Raw genomic sequence first — 18,593 nt, 5'->3', positions numbered from 1 at the left:
ACCTTCCGTAGGTCACATGTTACCTCTGAAAGCCCTTGATAGCAACGAATTCAGGGCATTATCTCAGCTAAATGAGGCGAGAATGTTCTGCGGTTCAGTACAGTTATTTGATCGAATTCGCCCCTGGTTATCAGCCCTTCTTCCAGCAGTGATTCCAGTATTTTCTGGGCAAGAAAATAGTCGTATTCCCGTTGAATTTCTTCTTTTGTGAATCTTTTTATGGCAACTACCGGTATCGGCTGATCATCTGTGATTTTTGTTACCTGCATGGTTGTTCCTCCCATCCGAAGGATTGATCTGTTTCCTTCTACCGATAAGCGAAAAATCCATGTGAATCGAACCCCCGGACATAAAAATAATGCCCACCAGGAAAAACTCCTTCGTGGGCACTGCTAGAATACTGTTATTTAATTATATCTTTGTGGCACCCGGCTGAAAACTTTCCCTCACGGATGTGGACAACTTGATCAATTTTATTGTTTCAATCCGGTTTTATCGGCATTATCCTCATTCCCTGCTTGTTTCTTCCCACCATCAACAGCTGTTTCATTCTCCATCTGGGTGCGGATATTCTGGGTCATCTTTTCTAAGAATGGTGGAAAGTTGACATTCATATCCTTCATGTTTTCTAAAATACTGATGATCTCATTGCAGATCAGCCACACGGCTACGAAGGATGCGATGACAAAATTGACTCGGGCATCGACTCCGATATACTGACTGGCATAGAGTAAGGTGTAATCAAGAATCGCACCAACAGCAATCAGGTAAAACAAACAGACCTTTTTCATAATGCCTTGAAAGCCTTTGTAGCTCGAGATCTTATTGCCCCGATACTTGGCTGCAGCCAGTCCAGTGATATAATCAAAGGTGGCCAGGACAAAAAGTAATATGACTGGTACGGCCAACATGCCTAGCCAGCCGGAAAGAGCAGTAAAGGCCACGATGACAACTAATTTAATTTTATCTAGATATTCCATTTTTAGTTTCTCCTTCAAATTTATTTTTCTCTATTAAAAAAGAGCCCGAAGGCTCCACAATTGTTTAGATCAGATTCCACTGGGCGTTATTATAGTAGTAGGCTTCGACCTTTTGTGCTTTGTTGTTGGCATCTCCTTTATATACATTGGATACTGGGAGTTTAATGTCAATGCCATGCTGGTTAAAGAGTGCAACCCGATGACCGGATGTGAGACTGGAAATCAGCAGATGGTTTGATTCCAAAGTGACATCAGCAGTGGTTTTTATCACCCGGTTGGCAGCACCACTGCCGCAGAAATAAAAAATGTCGGTGCCATAAGAAATAATGGTGCCGCCATTAGAATCCCAAGCCAGCCCACTTGAAACCGTTGAAAGGGTATTCGTCAGGGTATCCAGCTTAAAAATGCTATTATCCCAATAAATATAAATATCCGTCCCCACTACGGCGGCTCGACAGTTTGTATACCCCGCTGGCAAATTTGCTACGATCGTGTACGTATCAAGAAGGGTATCATATTTACTAATCCGTGATGTCGCTGTACCCCCTGAATTGCGACCGCCGATCAGGTAAATATCCGTCCCAATAACCGCGGTACCGGCTTCAACGCAGTGATTTAATGTTGCCGCAATCATTGTAAATGTCTGCGACACGGTATTAAAGTAATACGCTTTCGTGACAATATAGGAGTTTGAAAAACTGGTTGAATTATAGCCGCCAAATAGATAGATCCTTGTTCCAACTGTGGCGTAAGCAAATGACTGCCAGCCATGATTACCATCATTAGTAATGGCAACCGCAAGCTTTGTCATGGTCTTTTCGAGGATATCATATTTGTAGATGTCCAAGGACATGGTTGAATACTTAAGTCCGCCCAATAAATAGATAAAGTTCCCAACCAGCCCAGTGGCTGTATATCTAAAGTAGTTGGATGGCATCGCCACACCCGTGGATATGGTTACGAGGGTATCCAGGTTATAAGTCAGGATCTTTGGACTCATGGTATAGCCTCCTAAGAGATAAACCAGATTACCAACCCGCTCAGCACAACCACCGACGCCACTGACAATTTCATTGGTAGCAGCATCAAGGATATCATTCACCCGGGTAGTCGCATTTAAAACACTGGAAATATCGCTATCAAGTTTAATATCTGAAACCGGAGTGCTTTTGACCCACAGCTTTGTCGTATCTTCTGGGGCGACATCCCCAAAATGAATATTAAACTCCGCACTGGCCGGGGTACCGATTAGCAGACCATCAATCAGTCCTGAATAGCTATTAGTGGGGGTCCCGGATGGAATGGCGACGCCTTTGCCGATCAGCGAGGTTTTAATATTGGAAAGATCAGTGATGGCCGTTTGAATGTTTTCACTTAAGGTTTTAGTTGCCATTTAACGCTCCTTCCAATTGATTATTGAGGGTGCCAAGTTGGGTTGTAATAGATGTAATAGCAGATTCAGCTGCACCCAGCCGTGTTCCCAAAGGATCAAACCATGCCGCTTTATCAACTTCAGTGAAATAGTCCACGCCCTTGACGGGGGAATAACCGGCAGCACCCGCTGGACCAATCGGACCCACATCACCGGTATCGCCCTTTTCGCCTTGAATCCCTTGTTCACCAATCGGACCCTGAATTCCGGGATCACCCGGATCGCCTTTAGGTCCCTGAATGCCCGGTTCACCTTGTGGTCCGGCTTCACCGGTCAAACCCTGCAGTCCTTGGATCCCTTGATCACCTTTTGCGCCGGGCAGACCTTGGATTCCCTGAACGCCCTGATCACCTTTCGGACCTTGAGGACCCGTTTCTCCCGTCAGACCCTGTAGTCCTTGAATTCCAGAATCACCTTTATCACCCTTGGGACCTTGAAGACCTGGCTCACCCTGAGGTCCCGTTTCACCTGTCAAACCCTGCAAGCCTTGAATCCCTTGATCCCCTTTTGCGCCGGGAGGACCTTGGATACCTGGAATGCCCTGATCGCCTTGAGGACCAGCTTCACCGGTCAGACCCGGCAACCCTTGAAGTCCTTGATCTCCTTTTGCGCCGGGAGGACCTTGGATACCTGGAATGCCTTGATCACCTTTCGGGCCTTGGATCCCTGGCTCGCCTTGAGGACCAGTTTCACCGGTGAGACCCTGCAGCCCTTGAAGTCCTTGATCTCCTTTTGCGCCGGGCAGACCTTGGATTCCAGGATCGCCTTTATCGCCCTTAAGGCCTTGTTCGCCTGGTTGTCCGTCAATGCCGGGATCGCCTTTTGGCCCTGGCAAGCCAGGTTCTCCTTGAGCACCATTTTCTCCCGGCAGCCCTTGAGGGCCTCGTAACCCAGGATCACCTTTTTCACCAGCCGGTCCTTGAAGGCCAGCATCCCCCGGATCGCCTTTTGGTCCTTGAATTCCCGGAATACCCTGTGGGCCAGTCTCACCAGATGGCCCTTGGGGGCCTTGCAATCCAGGGTCGCCTTTTTCACCGGCTGGACCTTGAAGTCCAGCATCACCCGGATCACCTTTGGGGCCTTGAATGCCGGGCGGACCTTGCGGCCCAACTTCACCAGTACTGCCTTGAGGCCCAGGAATACCGGGATCACCTTTCGCTCCAATAAACTCCCCGGCATCAGCGCGTTCCACAACGATTAGTGCTTCACTACTGGCATGATCGGCTTTTTTCATTACCGATTGTGCATCTTCACCCAGTTTTATCATTTGCTGCTCCCATTGCAAAAGGAGTGACGGTTCAAAGGGTGGTTGGGGTGTATCAGCCTTAATTGATTGGTTGATACGGATCAATCCTTTTTCGCTTTGCCAAACCGGAATACCAGGATCCGCTTTTCCTTCCAACTGCACTTCAAAAGCCAAAATCCCGGCAGCCTGGGTTGTCGTAGCGGTCAGAATCCAGATAAAACGAACAGAATCACCATCGATTACCGGTATCATGAGAATCCGATCCGTCAAACGACCTAGTTCCGTTTTGACATGAATATTAAAATCGGTCACGTTAAGGCCATCATTCATTCTAGGAATCTCAAATACCAAACACTGAACCAGATGATCGTATTGACTCACGATCATCTCATCATAAAAAAGCTGTTTCTCTTTGACAGTCACCTTAAAATTTCGCATAGAATCTCCTTCCAAGTTTTACTCCTCCTCCGAATAATCCGGCCAATCGGTGATGGTCTCAACCACATCCCAGTTTTTATTCAGTGCCACACTCAGTTCGCTTTGAGAAAGCTTAGCGATATTGGCGGCGCCCAAACCAATGGCCAGCTTATCTTGACCCGTACGATCAGTCAGCCCCGCCAGTACATTTCTCAGACTGCTCTTGGTTAGATTGATACAGGGCGATAGGTCAATGGAAATGTTGACATTGACCAATTTCAACTCTTTAAGATTGGCTCGGCCCTCAAACATTCCCATTCCATATATGGCGTTGGTCATATCCAAATATGGCACCGACACTAATGCGGCGCAACCAGAAAAAATCCCCTGCAAGCGATAAGCGCTAAGTTTCATCGTAAATTCTTGAGGGACGGCTTGAAGTTTTCGACAGCCGTTAAAAAACCCGAGATAAAGGGCCACACTGTTATCATCAATGAAGACTGTTGCCTGGTTTAACAGATCAAAGTAGGCGATATCCGTCCAGAGACAGGGATACCAATCCACTGATACGCCATCAAAGCAGAAATAGGTCTCGCCGTATTCAATTGTAGCAGGATAAACCGTTGGATTATTGGGAAAATACATGGTCCAAACGACCTTGGTGGTCGGATATACTGCACTGACCCGGCTGTTGGAATAATTCCAGATATGTTCAACGCCGTATGTTGCCGCTGAATTATGATAGGTCTGTCCATCAGAGGTGACAACGGTGCCTTCTTCGAAGAAGAAATCATTGACCAAGTCTTTGGCATAGTGCATCCGCAGATAGCCGATTCGACCTTGTGCTAAGGCTTCCCATTGGCTTCTGGCCCAGACCATATCGGGGTTGGGCTGCCAGTGAAAATCGCTTTCTTCCGGCCAGACAATTCGGCCATTAATCATCGCTTCGACAATCGTCAATCCATTTGCCTTGAGGCCTTCAATCTCACGACCGTTAAATTTAATTCCCATCACTTACCTCATTTATCATACATACTTCAGGTACAAGGTGTTCGCATCCATCACTTCCGGGTAGGCTTCAACACAGAGCCATTTTTGACCGCCAAAGTATTCATTCATGTATTCATTGACGGCTGGGGGGACGTTTTTATCAATTGCTTCTTTGATATCCTCCGTTTTTAGCTTTGTGATCGTCGATTCAAAATCGGTAGAGACCCGTCCCAACTCTGCGATGTTCTTTTCCGGAGTATCCGGATAGCTGACTAGTTTGACAATCTGATGCTCCACTTCAATCCCACGAATCCGATCAATCAGTGTGACCTTATCACCAATGGCAATAGCTAGGATTCCATATTGATCGGGCAAAAGGCTGGCCAGATCAACCACCGAAGCGGTATAGACCCGATTGGGGATGGATAAACCAACTACTTTTTTCTGAGCCGCCGCCAGCAGTTCTTCCTTTAGCTGATAACGTTCATCGACCCAGACCTGGGTAATGACCTTACTGGTATATTGGTAATTTTCGACATAGGCCTTGCCGCCATTGATATCCTCAAAACTCAGTCCATCTTTGCCAAAGGCATACAGCCGGGTGACCAAGTCAAAGCTGTCTCCCCGGAGTTCACATTCTTTGATGTTGAGTTCATCGGAAAAATGAACGCCTTTATTGGTATAGCCTTGAGTCGTCGTGACGCGGATAATCTTCCCGATACAATCATAGCGAAAAATCACCCCGAATGTTTTTTCAGCCAGTCGCAGCAGATCCAGGGCATTTCCGGATTCCAGGGACAGTGTTTTTATCGATGTGATATTCGCAGCACCAATGAAAGACCAGCCCGTCCCAGCAAGAAGCTGGGTCAAAAGTCCAGTCAGGGTTATATCTTCTAATTGAAACAAGTGATACCCCGCCACCATAAAGTCCGATAAATCCAAAACGCAGCCAATGATGGTGGTTTGACCCCGTTCATCAATGCTTTTTATAACATAGCGGTTATCATCGGTCACAATCAGGTTTTCTTCAATCAGATCTTTATACAGTGGGTGTTTGACATAGATTTCAAAGGATAGGGTATCTTCACCGGTTTCCAGCAGTTCAGTAACATAGCAATTATCCAGCTGATCCAGTTCACCGATCGGCGTTTTGTTTTGACCCAGTAAGCTTAATATCATCATTTCACCTTTTTCTACCCAGTGGTTATCATCACACAATCAAAAACAAACACAGCACTATAATGGCGGCTTGAGATTTGATTGATCTGGGTGCTCACCAGCATAGAGTCAAAGCTCTGGCCTTCGATAAAGCGGTTGTTGAGGGTCACCACACATTTTTTCAAAGCCTGTTTTAACGCCTCAATATCAGCAAGCTTGCCGTTTTTAAAATAGCATTCCACTGCCAGTTTGCTGAACCGTTCCTTGGTTTTAAAGTAAATCGGCTTCGCAGCATTTTCTGGCCAGAAATAAGATGGGCTGTAGTCGCCCGGCGTATAAAGGCTGTTGGCATAAGTCGCATGGAAGGTTGATAATAGTACCGGTCCATTGCTATTGGTAATGTCGCAAACTGCCATCAGATTTTACCTCCTCGTAAGCTAAACGCCAGATCCCGAGAAACAATCGGGGTGATCGAATGACCCACGGCTTTTTTATCCAGCTCGACGGTGGTGTAGATATAAATCGGTGTGGCACTGCCACCATCCAGCAAGCCACTATCTCGGTTGGTTGATGAAGTTCTTCCGGTTAACCCATTTGATTGGGTACTCACATCCAGGGTGGTCGGGATGGCACCGAGCATATCGCGAGTGACCATCGCCATTTTTCTGACAAAACCAATCCCAACGCCAGCACCCATGTTTTCTCCAATATCCGCATACACTGTCGATGGTGAGTGCATCCCTAAGAGATTTCTGACACCGTCCGTAACGCCACCAAAGAAACCGGTGACCTTATCTGAAAGCCACTGCCCCATGGACATGATCCCGTCCCATAAGCCTTTGACGATGTTGATCCCCACATCATAAATCGCCTCAGCTGCCTGTCCCAGACCGCTCACGAGAGCGATAATGATTTCAGGCAGCGCCGCAATCAGTGTGGGAATGGCGGCAATCAGGCCGGTGACCAGGGCAATGATTAAGTTGATCCCGGTTTCAATAATCAGCGGCAGGTTATTAACAAAGTAGTTGATAAACGAATTGATCAGCTGCGGCAGGGCTTCAATGAAAATCGGTAAAGCATTGATCAGTCCTTGGGCCAAGCCTGTGATTAAGGCGAGAGCCGCTTCAATTAAGAGTCCGGCGTTATCCATCAGGGTTTGGGCCATCAGGATGACACACTCGACGATCTTTGGTACCAGTTCTGGCAGTGCCTCAGCAATCCCGGTAATCAGAGTGGCCACCATCACCATAGCACTTTCGAGAATAGCCGGAAGATTGTCCAGAATCCCCTGGGTTAAGGCCAGCACCAGCTGGAGAGCACCATCGGTTAGTTGTGGCAGAGCCGAAATCAACCCTTCCAGAAGTGTGAAGATCAATTGATTGGCGGTATCGAATAGCATCGGCAGATTAGCAAGCAGTGAACTGCCCACCGCTCCAACGATGTCCATTCCCACCTGAACAACGGCGGGCATGTTACTCAGGACCATATCGGCAATCCCGCCAACGGTACTGCCAATGACCTGGGAGATTTTGGTAAAGTCGCCACCAGCATCTTGCAGGCCTTTGGTAAAGTCACCCAGCAGCGCCACACACTCCTCGGCCATAATCTGAAGCTGGGGCAGCAGTACCGTGCCAAGGGCATTTTTAGCTGCATCGCTGCCGGATTTTAAGCGCTGGACACTGTCGTCAAATTTCCCCAGCTGGGCCAGGGTTTCATCACTCAGCACAGCGCCCATCCGTTTGGCTTCGTCGGTGAGTTCAGCAATGCCGGCTGATCCCTGGGCAATCAGGGGATTTAATTCCTGAGCCGATTTCCCAAATATCTTCATGGCCAGAGCATCCCGTTCCGCGCCTTCTTCCATTTTGCCGAGAGCGTCAATGGTTTCCCAATAAACATCTTCGCCATTTCGGAGCGAACCGTCTGCATTTGCGACAGATATTCCTAATCGATCATAAGCTTCAATCATATCCGCTGAACCATCCCGAGCTGAAGACATCGACCGGATCTGTTTGGCCATGGAGCCAGTGAGGGTTTCCATAGAGACATCGACTAACTCTGCCGCATATTTATAAGCTTGAAGACTTTCAGCCGATACTCCGGCTACCGTAGCAGTCGTCAGGATTTCATCGGCATAGGCAGCAGCTCCTACCGTCATATCGGTTAAAGATTTGGCCGAGGAAACGGCTGCAGCACCTACCGCGACAAAGGCGGTACCCATGGCGATACCGATGCCTTTGAGCGTCCCACCTAACGCACTAAATTTACCGCCGGAACTTTCTGCTTTATTGGCGGTGTCATGAAGAGACTTGCCAAACTGCTCGGCCTGTTTTTCGGCATCATCAAACTCATCTCCGATTTCAGTCAGGGCTTTTTCATTTTGTTTGATTTCATGCTCCAGCCCATTGAGGTGGGCCTTGGCATTGTTTAGTTGGATCGCCCAGTTCTGGGTGCGCCGATCATTCTCGCCAAAGGAGGTGGCAGCATTGTCCAGGGCTTTTTCCAGGGCTTTGATCTTATCCTTCTGGGCATCCATTTCTTTGTTTAATAATTGATTCCGGGCGGTAACCGCTTCGATGCTTTTATCCTGTCGGTCAAACTGAGACTCGACCAGCTTCATTTCACTGCCTAGCACCTTAAGGGATTGATTGATATCCCGGAGGGCGTTCTTAAATTCTTTTTCGCCTTCAACCCCGATTTTCAAGCCAAAATTATCTGCCACAATGCATCACCTCCTTGATTTTTGGCATGAAAAAACACCATACGCACGATAAGCTGGTGTTTCGATTGCTAAATATTCTGATGTAATTTCTATGGTATTTTCTCATGGAATAATATCATCAATGGTCCATTCCCGTTTTGGTTTCTCGATCCCCAAGAACTGTTTATGACAGGTCCAAAGATCAAGCAGCTGACCCAGTGGCATCAGCCAGACCTGATCCTCAGAACGGTTTAAATGCACCGTGCCATAATATAAAAGTCGAGTAAACAATGCGGCATCATCTACTCGACTTTCACGTTTTTTAAGGGTTCACCATCAGCGGTATTATCCTCGCTTTCCACATGACGCTTGGTGCCACGCATCATGGCTTCGGTGATGGCATTTTTATAATCAGCCAGCTCCAGCGGGGTGGTTAAGAGCTCGACGGCTTCTTCGGTAAGCAAGGGTTTCTTTTCTTCATTTTGAAGATTATGAATCAGGATGCTTTGGTTGGCCAGCAGGGCAATCAGCCAGGTTACCTCATCCAGAGCCATTTCAAAGTTTTCATTTTTCATTAGTGTTTCACCCAGGTTGGCAAGGCCGCCATAGCGTTTGGCGATTTCCTTGGTGGCTTTGGTGGTAAAGATCAGCGGATATTCCACACCACCGATTTTTACCTTTGCCATTCGATCAGTATCCGTCATCATGGGGTACCTCCGATACTGGCCATGGTATTTAACCAGGTCTTTGCTTCAGCCTCGGTTGGAAAGGTGGCTTCTTCTTTCCAAACATCCAGCATATCGGTTAGGATGGTGCCTTCAATGGTCGGGGTTTGGAAGTTGATGGCTTCCCCTCGAGTTTCCATACTTTCAGATGGGACACCAAATTTTACCTTGGTGAGCCAGATGGCTCGAAAGCCACGGATATTGTTTTTAATGCTGGTGGCATAAAAACCGACTCCGACAAAAGCGCCATCGTCGGAGCCTTTGGCAGTCATTTTTTTATTGGTCCCAGATTCAATAGTCGTCAGGGTATGCCCTAAGATAAGCGCTCGGGTTTCATAGTCCAGATGATCCCCATTGAGTGTCAGCTTACCGGATTTAAACTCTTTGACATTTTCAATGATCCGGTCATCGCCCCGCAGCACCCCTTCATTCACTTCGATATTCATATCAGCTTTGATCGCATAAGCCATAATTCGGCCTTCTGCATAGCTAGTGTCGGTTTCGGTTTCTGTCAGTTTTGAACAGATGAGATATTTAAGTCCTATTTGTGCCATTTATACTTCCTCCACTTCATAGTCTTTTGCCACATCGATGGCATAATGGTAATAGCCGGTGTCGTCTTCATGACCAACATAACGCCGATCGGTGATGACAAACCCGGCTTTAATTAAAGCTGTTGTGAGTCGATTTTTTAAAACAATGTAATTGTTCTTGCAAAAAATCGAAATCCGTACCTCCTCAACGGTGCGAAGGGGTAGATCGTCGCCGTAGAGTGCAAAGGTATCTGTCAGCGGGGTCACCACCATATACTCATAGGCGGGTTCTTCCGAAAATTTCCCGGTTTCCACCGAAATATTGAGTCCACTAATGATCTGATTGAGTTCGATTAGACTGTTCATAGGCTTTCGATCTCACTTTCCAGTTTGTTTTTCATCGCTTCAACACAAGCCTTTCGCGACTTTGCCCGGGCTGGTTTTAGAAAAGGTTTCGGCAGTTGGCCGCTTTTGCCGTATTCCAGAATATTGGCAATCTTGGCATTGCTTTCGCCACCGGAGCGGGGTTCGGAAAAACCAATTTTAAGATTGTAATTACCAGCGCTGTCTTTTTTCACCGGGGATATCCCCAAGGCCGCTTCCAGCTCGCCGGTGGAGCGACTCTTAAGTTTCGTTTCACTGCCAATGACCGCGCTGAGATTGCTTTTGACTTTTTCAAGCACCACGTCACCGCCTGCTTCTAAAACTCTGGGAATGATTTCATCGGACTTTTCAGCAAGGGTTGAAATTTTGAGCAGAAAATCGTCTGGCATTTTGATCGTAATTTTAGCCACTGGTTTCCATCCTTTCACAGAGCGCTTCGATGTACATCCCGCGACCTTTCACATCCTCAACTGAAACGATGTTATAGCGCCCGGTATCACAGGCGATTACCATACTGGTTTTAACAACAATGCCGGGAATACTACGAAAGCGAAAAAGCGCTGAGGCATTGGTAAAAATGGCTCGATTTTTCCAACTTTCATTGCCATGGCGATCCTCCTTATAGGCTCTGATTGAAACAATAATCGTATCGCCTTTGTTTACAAACCCTTCCGCATCCTTGATCGGTTGGGTGCTGATCAGATCAATAAAGGTATTCATTTTTCCGTAGCTCATGATAACCAAACCTTTCAAATAATAATCAAAACGTTCAAAAATAATTCTTGACATATTCTTTCCACTATGATACGTTAACAACATAAACATAGTAGCTACTAGCTACTATGTAAAAATATTAAAGGAGGGCAATATAATGCCTATTTCAAACACTCCAATTACAAAAAGTACTTCTTTAACAGATTTGATTACCTATTCACAGACTGAAATTCAAAACCTATTAGTTGATGAGGAGTTCATGGTACGCGATCTATTCCTCGGCTATGAATGGAGTCGAATTGATGTAGGTAACCGCACCCGTCTCGGCAGTTCATTTTTTGCTTTTGCTCAGGGGGCAGGCGCTACACAAGTTTTACCTTTAGGTAAAACACCACAAAACCAACAACGATACAGGAAAATATAATATTTTACACCTTCCAATCCTTATTCATTTGCAACAGCCTGTTGACCACAGACCAAACCTGGCTGCTGGCCTGAACATTGTCGGCAAAAAAGCCCCCGGTGCTGCCATCCCGGCTTTCATAGAAATGGGAGGACAGCATAATCACCGCCTGTTCGGTGGTCGGGTGCATGTCATGCTTTGAGTAAAAGCCATCTTCTTTTTTCTGATAGCTTTCTGCATAAGCGATGGCAGTAAAGATCAGGTTTTGTAATAGCGCATCGTCTTGGTTATGCTCAAGAATCAGATTGGCTTTGACTTTTTCCAGGAGTGTCTGCATCACTGCCACCTCATTTCATTAGTATATTTCTGATTGATTACTCTAACTTCATCAAACCCGCTGCTTTAAGCTTTGCAAGCAGGTCATTAAAATCCGTTACTAATCCCGCAATGGTAGTCGCGGTGCTATCGACTTGATTGGCAGCTTGGGGTAGGCCCAATAAAACAGCACCCTCTTTCATTTCGAGGGTGCCGCCAATCACGGTTTTATCACCGCCATCGGTTGTATAGTTCTTTGTGGTATAACTCATGGTCCACCTATGCCTTTTGTTTCAGGGTCTTAATGGCTTCTGGTAAGATCAGCTTGCCATCGACTCGTTGGGTGGCCATAAAACCCACCTGGCCAGTGGTAGCGAAAAGTTCATTGAGCCGTTTAAAAGACCGGCCTTGACGGTCCGCCACCCAGTAATAGCTAAAGTCACCAAAGGCGATGGTCTTAGCGCCAGCTGCGATGTTTGGCACATAAGCCGAGGTTTTTACTGGTCGATTGAGAATCGTATCGGGGGTTCCAGCGGTAATCGATGGCTGCCAGATATAGTTGCCATTGCCATCTTTGAGTTTCCGGATGGCTTTAACGGTCGCATCGTTGAGAATAAAGGTAGCACTTTTACGGTAGGGGGATTTAAGAGCATAGAACAGATCCATGATCTCATCCACCGTAATGGCGGTGGCACTGGCTGCGGTAATCCCATCCTGGGCGCCGCCGGTGGCATTGAAGATCCCGGTTGGTTTACCGTTGCCATCACCAATGAAGAATGCTTCTTCCTCTTTGGCACCGATGCGGCGGGCGAATTCTTTGGCAATATAGGCTTCCAGATTAAAAATGGAATCATTGAGCAGTTCTTCAGAAACCTTCAGCATCGTTCCCAGCTTATAAGCACTGATGGAAACCTGACCAAAGGAGTCATCGCTCTCAGGTACAGCTCCTTCTTCATCAATCCAGGATGCCGTCCCCTTGGTGGCCACCACCGGGATTTTACGATCGCCGCTGGCGGTGGTGATAACCTTGGCCAGAGTTCTAAAGATATTTTCTTCTTCCAAGCCTTCCACCAGGGTGCGTTCAAACTCATCGGGAACCAGATAGCCACCTTCACTGTCGCTGCCAATTTGCAGGGCATTGGTAATCTCAAAGCTTAAGCTTTTATTGCGCATGGCGTTCCAGAATGAAGCTGCATACTCATCGCTGCCACGACCGGTTTTCGACTCAGTAATACCAGTTGGTTTTCCGGTAATCGGGGTATTGATCGGTTTTGAAAACTCCAGATCCAGGGTCTGTTGACGCTCCAGGCGATCAATCTCTTTTCCCAGATTTACCACATCCGCTTCCATTTTTTCATAGACTTCAATATCGGAAGCCGCTAAGATGCCATCCTGCCCCCGTTTCTGATCGAGGAACGCCTTCGCATCCTCCCAGATTTTGGCTCGTTTTTCACGTAATTCTAAAATTCTTTTCATATCAGTTTCCTCCACTTATTTAATCAAATTTAATCGTGTCTCAAACACGTCAACCGGTATTCCTTTAGGGGTTATTAGCTTAGGGATTAGCTTATCCAGCAGGGAGTTGGTCACTGCCTGCCGGGAAAAGCTGTAATTCTGGGCACCATCACAAGTCTCTCGTTCATCAAAGAGCATTTCATCTGCAAAGCCTAGTTCTAAGGCCTTATTGGCGTTAAGCCAGGTCTCACCGTCCATCAGTTTTGACAGTTTCGCCCGGGGTTGGCCGGTTTTAAGCTCATAGGCATTAATAATGCTCTCCTTCACCTCTTCCAACATTTGGATGGCTTTTTTCATTTCAGCACTGTCGCCAATCGCCACCGTCAAGGGGTTGTGAATCATCATCAGACTGGTGGGCGAGACCTTGACGTTTGTTCCGGCCATGGCAATCACCGAAGCAGCACTAGCAGCAATTCCATCAATCTTGACTGTGACATTGCCCTTATAATCCATCAGCATGTTGTAAATTTGACTGGCGGCAATGCAATCCCCGCCGGGACTGTTAATCCAGATATCAATGTCGCCTTCACCAGAGACCAGTTCTGATTTAAACTGCTTGGGTGTCACTTCGTCGCCGAACCAGCTTTCTTCGGCAATGGCGCCATTCAGGTACAGGGTGCGTGACCCATCTTCATTTTTAATCCAATTCCAGAACTTCTTCATTCGTTTCCTCGCTTTCATTTGTGTTGGTATTTGCAAAGGCACCCGCATCCTCCAGTTTTGTCATGGCACCATTAATCAGGTAAAGATCACCGCCCAGTTCTTCTGGGATTTGATTGAGGTTTTCCAGCTCCCGGATATCATTAGTGGACAACCAGCCGTTTTGCCTGCCAGTGGCGTAGCCGGCCATGCGGGAAGCATAGTCCCCACGCAGTAGGCCATCCACCGAAAAGCGGATAAAGTATTGGCTCTTTTCACTGTCACTGAGTAGGGCTTTCTGCATCGATTGTTCCCAACGAATCACCCAGGGATCTAAAGTGTATTTGACAAACTCCAGCGACTGCTGCTCAATGTTGGAAAAACTGGACTTCTCCAAGTCTCCAATCATATGGGGTGGGATCCTGAAAATCCGGGCGATTTCATTGATCTGAAACTTTCGGGTTTCCAGAAACTGAGCCTGTTCCGGGGGAATGCCGATGGAAGTGAAGCGCATCCCTTCCTCTAAAACAGCAATCCGATGGGCGTTGCTGCTGCCCTGATAGACAGCGTTCCAGCTTTCCCGGACCCGTTTGGGATCTTTAACAACACCAGGATGCTCCAAAACGCCTCCCGGATTGGCGCCGTTGCTAAAAAACTTGGAGCCATACTCTTCAGTGGCGATGGCCATCCCGATGGCGTTTTTGGCCATGGCAATCGGTGAATAGCCGATTAATCCATCAAAACCAAGGCCCGGGATATGCAGAACCATTTCTTTGCGCATCACTACTTCACCCTTATCGCTCTGATATCTGTAGAAAAGTTCTCCATTTGAGGCTCGATCAACCGTTATTTTGTCTGGCATTAAGGGATATAGCGCCAACACCTGTCCCCTTCCATCCCGAATAATCTGAGCATAAGCATTGCCCCATAATAAAAGATGACTCATCAATGTTTCTCGAAACACGAAAGAAGTCATCTCCGGATTTGGTTCATGCTGGAGGAGCTGATATAAGCAGTGCCCCTCGGCTTTTTCTTTGCCATTGTCAGTGTACTGATAGGTGTGAAGCGGTAAGCTGGCGATGGTTTCGGCCAGGATCCGCACACAAGAGTAAACAGCGGTGGTCTGCATCGCCGTTCGTTCATTGACAGTTTTCCCGGCGGTGGTCCCACCGAAGAAAAAACTGAAGGGGTTGTTGTCCAGATAGTTTTTTGGTTTATCGCGAGAATGGAATAGATCTCTTAATCGACTCATGGGTTCCTCCTTAAAAATGGGTGTAAAAAAAGCACCGTTCATTTCTGAAAGGTGCTTGGCCATATAGATTTGAGCTATTTTGTTTTTACGAATCCATCTTCAATTCGATTTAAGATTGGACAAAAATAGTTGTAATCATGAACAATATTTGCTTCAGTATTTGACATTGAGGAAGCAACACTCCCAACGTATGCAGGTGGCGATGAACACGGTCCTTTTTCATATGTTGCTGCAATTGTCTCTAATTGGTTTTTAAGAACATCAGAAAATTTTGCAAACAGTTCATATGAAGAAAATTTTGTACCGATGTTTGAAGACAAAATATCATTAATCTCATTCCATACTGGAATAAGGCAACCTTGATTATTTAAAATATGCATCTCTGGGTTCATTTAAAATCCTCCTGTTTTTTAATTTCTAATTTTTTCTCAACACTTTTTATTTGATTGGCTACGCTTTAGTTTAAGGATGTGCAGGTGGGTTATTTAATAAGAAGTAAGTGATTCCTTTTATCGGAATACCACCTTTTTCATACCTACCAAAGCCCCAAACGTCTTTTCTTTCAATCATTAGCTCGAAGAGTATTAATCCAAAAAACAATCCAGACTGCGTCACATTACAGTTGCAAGCCTTAAATAGCGGTTCATAAACCGTACCTTCCCAATGACTCCCCGGTATCCAGCTTGAAGTGTTTATGTCACTCCCATCAATTCTGTTATTTAATTCGTTAATAACCTTTTGGTAATCATCATCGGATAGTTTTTTTCGCCATTTTTGATATTCTTTCTCATGAGGTACGCTCTTTATGTATTTTCCTGCTTCAATAGAATATAACATTGGAAATCCCCCTTAAATTTTTGTATTAACTCTTTTTCAGTTTGATTAATTCTCCCGCAGCTTTTAGCCTTCTATCCGGATCTTCCGATTTTAACTCTTGTTCCAATACGATTAATGCTTCTTTGAATAATTCTTCAAATTTTTGAGAATTTTCATCTACAATTGCAGTGGTATTGTTTGTCAGCAAGTCCAATTCTGCTGTTTCTAACGATTTGGGATATTTGCAAATCGTATTACGGTTTGCCATTAATTTTTGGATATCAGCTGGTAAGTCTGATAATTTTATTTTATTCACCCACTGTATTTTTCTTCTGTGACACATCCCGTCATCATCATTGTCAAAGGCTGATTCATAATAATAGTCATCCGCAATACCAACGTGTGCGTATTCTTTCTCACTAATTAATACGATATCACCCTTTTGAATAGTATTTACGAATGTATTAACCTGTCCAAGGGCATTTCCTAATTTGTGTCCAGTCAGATTGGGATATTTTTGTTGAAGTCTGGTCCGAATCTCATCCTTTCCAACGTTCTGTAAATTATCGATTCCTGGCCACCCAATGCAGACGAAACCATCTTGAATAAATTCATTTACACGATCTTTAGTTTTATTATGCGGTTTTGTTTTTAATTGAAAAACTTCCATAACTAGATTCATCCCCTTTTCGTATTTATGCGTCACGAAGCGTGACGTTTCTTACGTTTAAGATACACCTTCTAATTATTTTTGTCAATGTTTTTTTATAAAATTAAAATCCCACGTTCATCATAAACACTCCCACCAATATTCCCACCACAACGAATCGCCCGATCCAGTGCCATAATCGAAGCCACGGCCCCATCAATCCGCTCGGTGGATTTCTCTTTATCCGGTTTGATGTTTCCAGCCGGATCAGTCCGTACAAAGATGTTATCCATCATCCACCTCAGCACCGGATGGCCACCATGGGCGATCTTCTCCTCCAAGGTCAGCTTCATCAGCTCCTTGGTTGGGGGTGACATATCCTTAAAACCTTGACCAAAGGGTACGACGGTAAAACCTAATCCTTCGAGGTTCTGTACCATTTGAACAGCTCCCCAGCGGTCAAAAGCGATTTCTCGGATGTTATACTTGGTGCCCAGTTCATCGATGAAGTTTTCGATAAAACCGTAATGGACCACATTTCCTTCGGTTGTTTGCATCTGTCCCTGCTTTTCCCAAACGTCATAGGGGACGTGATCACGCCTCACCCGCTGTTCGATATTTTCCTCTGGGATCCAGAAAAAAGGCATGATGACATACTTTTCATCATCATATTTCGGAGGAAAGACCAACACAAAGGCAGTAATATCAATCGAACTTGAAAGATCCAGGCCGCCATAACACTCTCGGCCGAGCAGCTCGTCCGGGTCAATCATCTGACTACACTGATCCCACTTTTCCATCGGCATCCACCGAACCGACTGCTTCACCCATTGATTGAGCCTCAGCTGTCGAAAGAGATTCTCTTCAGCGGGGTTTTCCTTGGCATTTTCGCAGGCAACCTGAATCTTTTCAATGTCAACGGTGATGCCCATGGATGGATTGGCTTTTTGCCATACCTTGGGATCGGTCCAGTCCTCGTTTTCTCCGGCACCATAGATGACCGGATAAAAGGTTGGATCAATCTTCCTTCCAGCCAAAATATCCTCAGCCTTCTGATGAACCTCCCAGCAAATGGAATGGCGGTCAGTTCCGGCGGTGGTGATTAAAAAATACAGTGGTTGTTTTCTGGCATCGCCGGAGCCGTGGAGCATGACATCATAGAGGTTTCGATTGGGTTGGGCATGTAATTCATCAAAGACAACCCCATGAACGTTAAGACCATGTTTCGTATATGCTTCTGCCGATAAAACCTGGTAGAAGCTACCCAGTGGCTTGTAGACCAGCCGCTTCTGGGATAGGATCGGTTTGATTCGGGATTTTAAAGCTAGACACTGATCAACCATATCCACGGCCACATCAAAAACAATTGAAGCTTGTTGGCGATCGGAGGCACAGCCGTAGATTTCACCACCATGTTCATAATCGCCACAGGTTAGAAGCAAGGCCACTGCAGCAGCCAGCTCACTCTTGCCTTGTTTTTTGGCTATCTCAATGTAGGCCGTGTTAAACTGCCGGGCCTGATTGGGTTTCATAATCCCAAAAACATCTCTTATTATCTGCTCCTGCCAATCAATCAGCTCAAAGGGCTGGCCATGCCATTGGCCTTTGGTGTGCTTGAGACAATTGATAAACGAAACGGCTAGATCGGCTCGGTTCTGATCAAAGATGGATGTCTTTTGTATGAATGGGGTTGGTTGATAATTTTCCAGATAACGCATGGCCGCCTG

Annotated in this window: 24 protein-coding genes; 1 reads left to right on the top strand and 23 read right to left on the bottom strand. The window is 46.1% G+C overall.

Annotated features, from left to right (window positions below; genetic code table 11):
- Positions 1 to 50: 50 nt before the first annotated feature.
- The 14 genes from BI182_RS04755 to BI182_RS04690 form a co-directional block, all read right to left on the bottom strand.
- Positions 51 to 269 carry an SHOCT domain-containing protein gene (locus tag BI182_RS04755; protein WP_148637227.1) on the bottom strand — a complete coding sequence of 73 codons (219 nt, stop codon included), beginning with the start codon at positions 267 to 269 and terminating at the stop codon, positions 51 to 53.
- 204 nt (positions 270 to 473) lie between these two features.
- Entirely contained in the window at positions 474 to 980 is a 507-nt protein-coding gene (locus tag BI182_RS04750; RefSeq protein ID WP_148637226.1) for a phage holin family protein, read from the bottom strand.
- A gap of 64 nt (positions 981 to 1,044) precedes the next feature.
- Positions 1,045 to 2,373 (bottom strand): Kelch repeat-containing protein, encoded by a 1,329-nt coding sequence (locus BI182_RS04745; protein ID WP_148637225.1) that lies wholly within the window; start codon positions 2,371 to 2,373, stop codon positions 1,045 to 1,047.
- A complete protein-coding gene (locus tag BI182_RS04740; protein WP_148637224.1) occupies positions 2,363 to 4,096 on the bottom strand; it encodes a collagen-like domain-containing protein in 1,734 nt (577 codons plus the stop codon). The genes BI182_RS04745 and BI182_RS04740 overlap by 11 nt, the downstream gene beginning before the upstream one ends.
- Positions 4,097 to 4,114: 18 nt before the next feature.
- Positions 4,115 to 5,086 carry a hypothetical protein gene (locus tag BI182_RS04735; RefSeq protein WP_148637223.1) on the bottom strand — a complete coding sequence of 324 codons (972 nt, stop codon included), beginning with the start codon at positions 5,084 to 5,086 and terminating at the stop codon, positions 4,115 to 4,117.
- A 15-nt stretch (positions 5,087 to 5,101) separates the two neighbouring features.
- Positions 5,102 to 6,244 carry a phage tail protein gene (locus BI182_RS04730; RefSeq protein ID WP_286805858.1) on the bottom strand — a complete coding sequence of 381 codons (1,143 nt, stop codon included), beginning with the start codon at positions 6,242 to 6,244 and terminating at the stop codon, positions 5,102 to 5,104.
- Between the two features lie 14 nt (positions 6,245 to 6,258).
- Positions 6,259 to 6,639: a hypothetical protein gene (locus BI182_RS04725; RefSeq protein WP_148637221.1), complete on the bottom strand. Its 381-nt coding sequence runs from the start codon at positions 6,637 to 6,639 to the stop codon at positions 6,259 to 6,261.
- Positions 6,639 to 8,942: a phage tail protein gene (locus BI182_RS04720; RefSeq protein ID WP_286805856.1), complete on the bottom strand. Its 2,304-nt coding sequence runs from the start codon at positions 8,940 to 8,942 to the stop codon at positions 6,639 to 6,641. The genes BI182_RS04725 and BI182_RS04720 overlap by 1 nt, the downstream gene beginning before the upstream one ends.
- A gap of 102 nt (positions 8,943 to 9,044) precedes the next feature.
- The gene (locus BI182_RS04715) at positions 9,045 to 9,212 is read right to left on the bottom strand and encodes a hypothetical protein (protein WP_187389214.1); all 168 of its coding nucleotides are present in this window, start codon (positions 9,210 to 9,212) and stop codon (positions 9,045 to 9,047) included.
- An 11-nt stretch (positions 9,213 to 9,223) separates the two neighbouring features.
- Positions 9,224 to 9,625: a hypothetical protein gene (locus BI182_RS04710; RefSeq protein ID WP_148637231.1), complete on the bottom strand. Its 402-nt coding sequence runs from the start codon at positions 9,623 to 9,625 to the stop codon at positions 9,224 to 9,226.
- A complete protein-coding gene (locus BI182_RS04705; RefSeq protein ID WP_148637219.1) occupies positions 9,625 to 10,200 on the bottom strand; it encodes a major tail protein in 576 nt (191 codons plus the stop codon). The genes BI182_RS04710 and BI182_RS04705 overlap by 1 nt, the downstream gene beginning before the upstream one ends.
- Positions 10,201 to 10,545, bottom strand: coding sequence for a hypothetical protein (locus BI182_RS04700; protein WP_148637218.1), 345 nt, complete (start codon positions 10,543 to 10,545; stop codon positions 10,201 to 10,203). It lies immediately after the preceding gene.
- Positions 10,542 to 10,973, bottom strand: coding sequence for an HK97 gp10 family phage protein (locus BI182_RS04695; RefSeq protein WP_148637217.1), 432 nt, complete (start codon positions 10,971 to 10,973; stop codon positions 10,542 to 10,544). Before BI182_RS04695 ends, BI182_RS04700 begins: the two co-directional genes overlap by 4 nt.
- Complete coding sequence (locus tag BI182_RS04690) at positions 10,966 to 11,298, bottom strand: head-tail adaptor protein (protein WP_148637216.1); 333 nt, start codon at positions 11,296 to 11,298, stop codon at positions 10,966 to 10,968. The genes BI182_RS04695 and BI182_RS04690 overlap by 8 nt, the downstream gene beginning before the upstream one ends.
- Positions 11,299 to 11,434: 136 nt before the next feature.
- Between BI182_RS04690 and BI182_RS04685 the strand changes: the two genes are divergently transcribed.
- Positions 11,435 to 11,701, top strand: a complete 267-nt coding sequence (locus tag BI182_RS04685; RefSeq protein ID WP_148637215.1) for a DUF1413 domain-containing protein — start codon at positions 11,435 to 11,437, stop codon at positions 11,699 to 11,701.
- Between the two features lie 4 nt (positions 11,702 to 11,705).
- Here BI182_RS04685 and BI182_RS04680 read toward each other — a convergent pair whose 3' ends face one another.
- From BI182_RS04680 to BI182_RS04640, 9 genes are all read right to left on the bottom strand, one after another.
- The gene (locus BI182_RS04680; RefSeq protein ID WP_148637214.1) at positions 11,706 to 12,017 is read right to left on the bottom strand and encodes a head-tail connector protein; all 312 of its coding nucleotides are present in this window, start codon (positions 12,015 to 12,017) and stop codon (positions 11,706 to 11,708) included.
- A gap of 37 nt (positions 12,018 to 12,054) precedes the next feature.
- Positions 12,055 to 12,267, bottom strand: coding sequence for a head fiber protein (locus BI182_RS04675; protein WP_148637213.1), 213 nt, complete (start codon positions 12,265 to 12,267; stop codon positions 12,055 to 12,057).
- Positions 12,268 to 12,274: 7 nt separating this feature from the next.
- Positions 12,275 to 13,471, bottom strand: a complete 1,197-nt coding sequence (locus BI182_RS04670; RefSeq protein WP_148637212.1) for a phage major capsid protein — start codon at positions 13,469 to 13,471, stop codon at positions 12,275 to 12,277.
- Between the two features lie 15 nt (positions 13,472 to 13,486).
- Positions 13,487 to 14,173: a head maturation protease, ClpP-related gene (locus BI182_RS04665; RefSeq protein ID WP_148637211.1), complete on the bottom strand. Its 687-nt coding sequence runs from the start codon at positions 14,171 to 14,173 to the stop codon at positions 13,487 to 13,489.
- Positions 14,148 to 15,401, bottom strand: a complete 1,254-nt coding sequence (locus BI182_RS04660; RefSeq protein WP_148637210.1) for a phage portal protein — start codon at positions 15,399 to 15,401, stop codon at positions 14,148 to 14,150. The genes BI182_RS04665 and BI182_RS04660 overlap by 26 nt, the downstream gene beginning before the upstream one ends.
- 74 nt (positions 15,402 to 15,475) lie before the next feature.
- A complete protein-coding gene (locus tag BI182_RS04655) occupies positions 15,476 to 15,793 on the bottom strand; it encodes a hypothetical protein (RefSeq protein ID WP_148637209.1) in 318 nt (105 codons plus the stop codon).
- A 70-nt stretch (positions 15,794 to 15,863) separates the two neighbouring features.
- Positions 15,864 to 16,238 carry a hypothetical protein gene (locus tag BI182_RS04650; RefSeq protein ID WP_148637208.1) on the bottom strand — a complete coding sequence of 125 codons (375 nt, stop codon included), beginning with the start codon at positions 16,236 to 16,238 and terminating at the stop codon, positions 15,864 to 15,866.
- A 25-nt stretch (positions 16,239 to 16,263) separates the two neighbouring features.
- Positions 16,264 to 16,887: a DUF8426 domain-containing protein gene (locus BI182_RS04645; RefSeq protein ID WP_148637207.1), complete on the bottom strand. Its 624-nt coding sequence runs from the start codon at positions 16,885 to 16,887 to the stop codon at positions 16,264 to 16,266.
- A 95-nt stretch (positions 16,888 to 16,982) separates the two neighbouring features.
- A complete protein-coding gene (locus BI182_RS04640; RefSeq protein ID WP_286805848.1) occupies positions 16,983 to 18,584 on the bottom strand; it encodes a terminase large subunit in 1,602 nt (533 codons plus the stop codon).
- Between the last annotated feature and the right edge of the window lie 9 nt (positions 18,585 to 18,593).

Source organism: Acetobacterium sp. MES1 (assembly GCF_002237635.1).
Lineage (GTDB): Bacteria > Bacillota > Clostridia > Eubacteriales > Eubacteriaceae > Acetobacterium > Acetobacterium wieringae.
The sequence above is the reverse complement of the archived record's forward strand: the minus strand, read 5'-3'. Positions and strand labels throughout refer to the sequence as shown.

Bases quoted from the DNA above. Each gene is read 5' to 3' on its own strand.
- BI182_RS04745 (WP_148637225.1), bottom strand. From the start codon at position 2,373: ATGGCAACTAAAACCTTAAGTGAAAACATTCAAACGGCCATCACTGAT.
- BI182_RS04710 (WP_148637231.1), bottom strand. From the start codon at position 9,625: ATGACGGATACTGATCGAATGGCAAAGGTAAAAATCGGTGGTGTGGAA.
- BI182_RS04665 (WP_148637211.1), bottom strand. From the start codon at position 14,173: ATGAAGAAGTTCTGGAATTGGATTAAAAATGAAGATGGGTCACGCACC.
- BI182_RS04645 (WP_148637207.1), bottom strand. From the start codon at position 16,887: ATGGAAGTTTTTCAATTAAAAACAAAACCGCATAATAAAACTAAAGAT.
- BI182_RS04660 (WP_148637210.1), bottom strand. From the start codon at position 15,401: ATGAGTCGATTAAGAGATCTATTCCATTCTCGCGATAAACCAAAAAAC.
- BI182_RS04640 (WP_286805848.1), bottom strand. From the start codon at position 18,584: ATGCGTTATCTGGAAAATTATCAACCAACCCCATTCATACAAAAGACA.
- BI182_RS04650 (WP_148637208.1), bottom strand. From the start codon at position 16,238: ATGTTATATTCTATTGAAGCAGGAAAATACATAAAGAGCGTACCTCAT.
- BI182_RS04670 (WP_148637212.1), bottom strand. From the start codon at position 13,471: ATGAAAAGAATTTTAGAATTACGTGAAAAACGAGCCAAAATCTGGGAG.
- BI182_RS04750 (WP_148637226.1), bottom strand. From the start codon at position 980: ATGGAATATCTAGATAAAATTAAATTAGTTGTCATCGTGGCCTTTACT.
- BI182_RS04700 (WP_148637218.1), bottom strand. From the start codon at position 10,545: ATGAACAGTCTAATCGAACTCAATCAGATCATTAGTGGACTCAATATT.
- BI182_RS04685 (WP_148637215.1), top strand. From the start codon at position 11,435: ATGCCTATTTCAAACACTCCAATTACAAAAAGTACTTCTTTAACAGAT.
- BI182_RS04655 (WP_148637209.1), bottom strand. From the start codon at position 15,793: ATGAACCCAGAGATGCATATTTTAAATAATCAAGGTTGCCTTATTCCA.
- BI182_RS04735 (WP_148637223.1), bottom strand. From the start codon at position 5,086: ATGGGAATTAAATTTAACGGTCGTGAGATTGAAGGCCTCAAGGCAAAT.
- BI182_RS04725 (WP_148637221.1), bottom strand. From the start codon at position 6,639: ATGGCAGTTTGCGACATTACCAATAGCAATGGACCGGTACTATTATCA.
- BI182_RS04705 (WP_148637219.1), bottom strand. From the start codon at position 10,200: ATGGCACAAATAGGACTTAAATATCTCATCTGTTCAAAACTGACAGAA.
- BI182_RS04675 (WP_148637213.1), bottom strand. From the start codon at position 12,267: ATGAGTTATACCACAAAGAACTATACAACCGATGGCGGTGATAAAACC.
- BI182_RS04690 (WP_148637216.1), bottom strand. From the start codon at position 11,298: ATGAGCTACGGAAAAATGAATACCTTTATTGATCTGATCAGCACCCAA.
- BI182_RS04740 (WP_148637224.1), bottom strand. From the start codon at position 4,096: ATGCGAAATTTTAAGGTGACTGTCAAAGAGAAACAGCTTTTTTATGAT.
- BI182_RS04755 (WP_148637227.1), bottom strand. From the start codon at position 269: ATGCAGGTAACAAAAATCACAGATGATCAGCCGATACCGGTAGTTGCC.
- BI182_RS04730 (WP_286805858.1), bottom strand. From the start codon at position 6,244: ATGATATTAAGCTTACTGGGTCAAAACAAAACGCCGATCGGTGAACTG.
- BI182_RS04680 (WP_148637214.1), bottom strand. From the start codon at position 12,017: ATGCAGACACTCCTGGAAAAAGTCAAAGCCAATCTGATTCTTGAGCAT.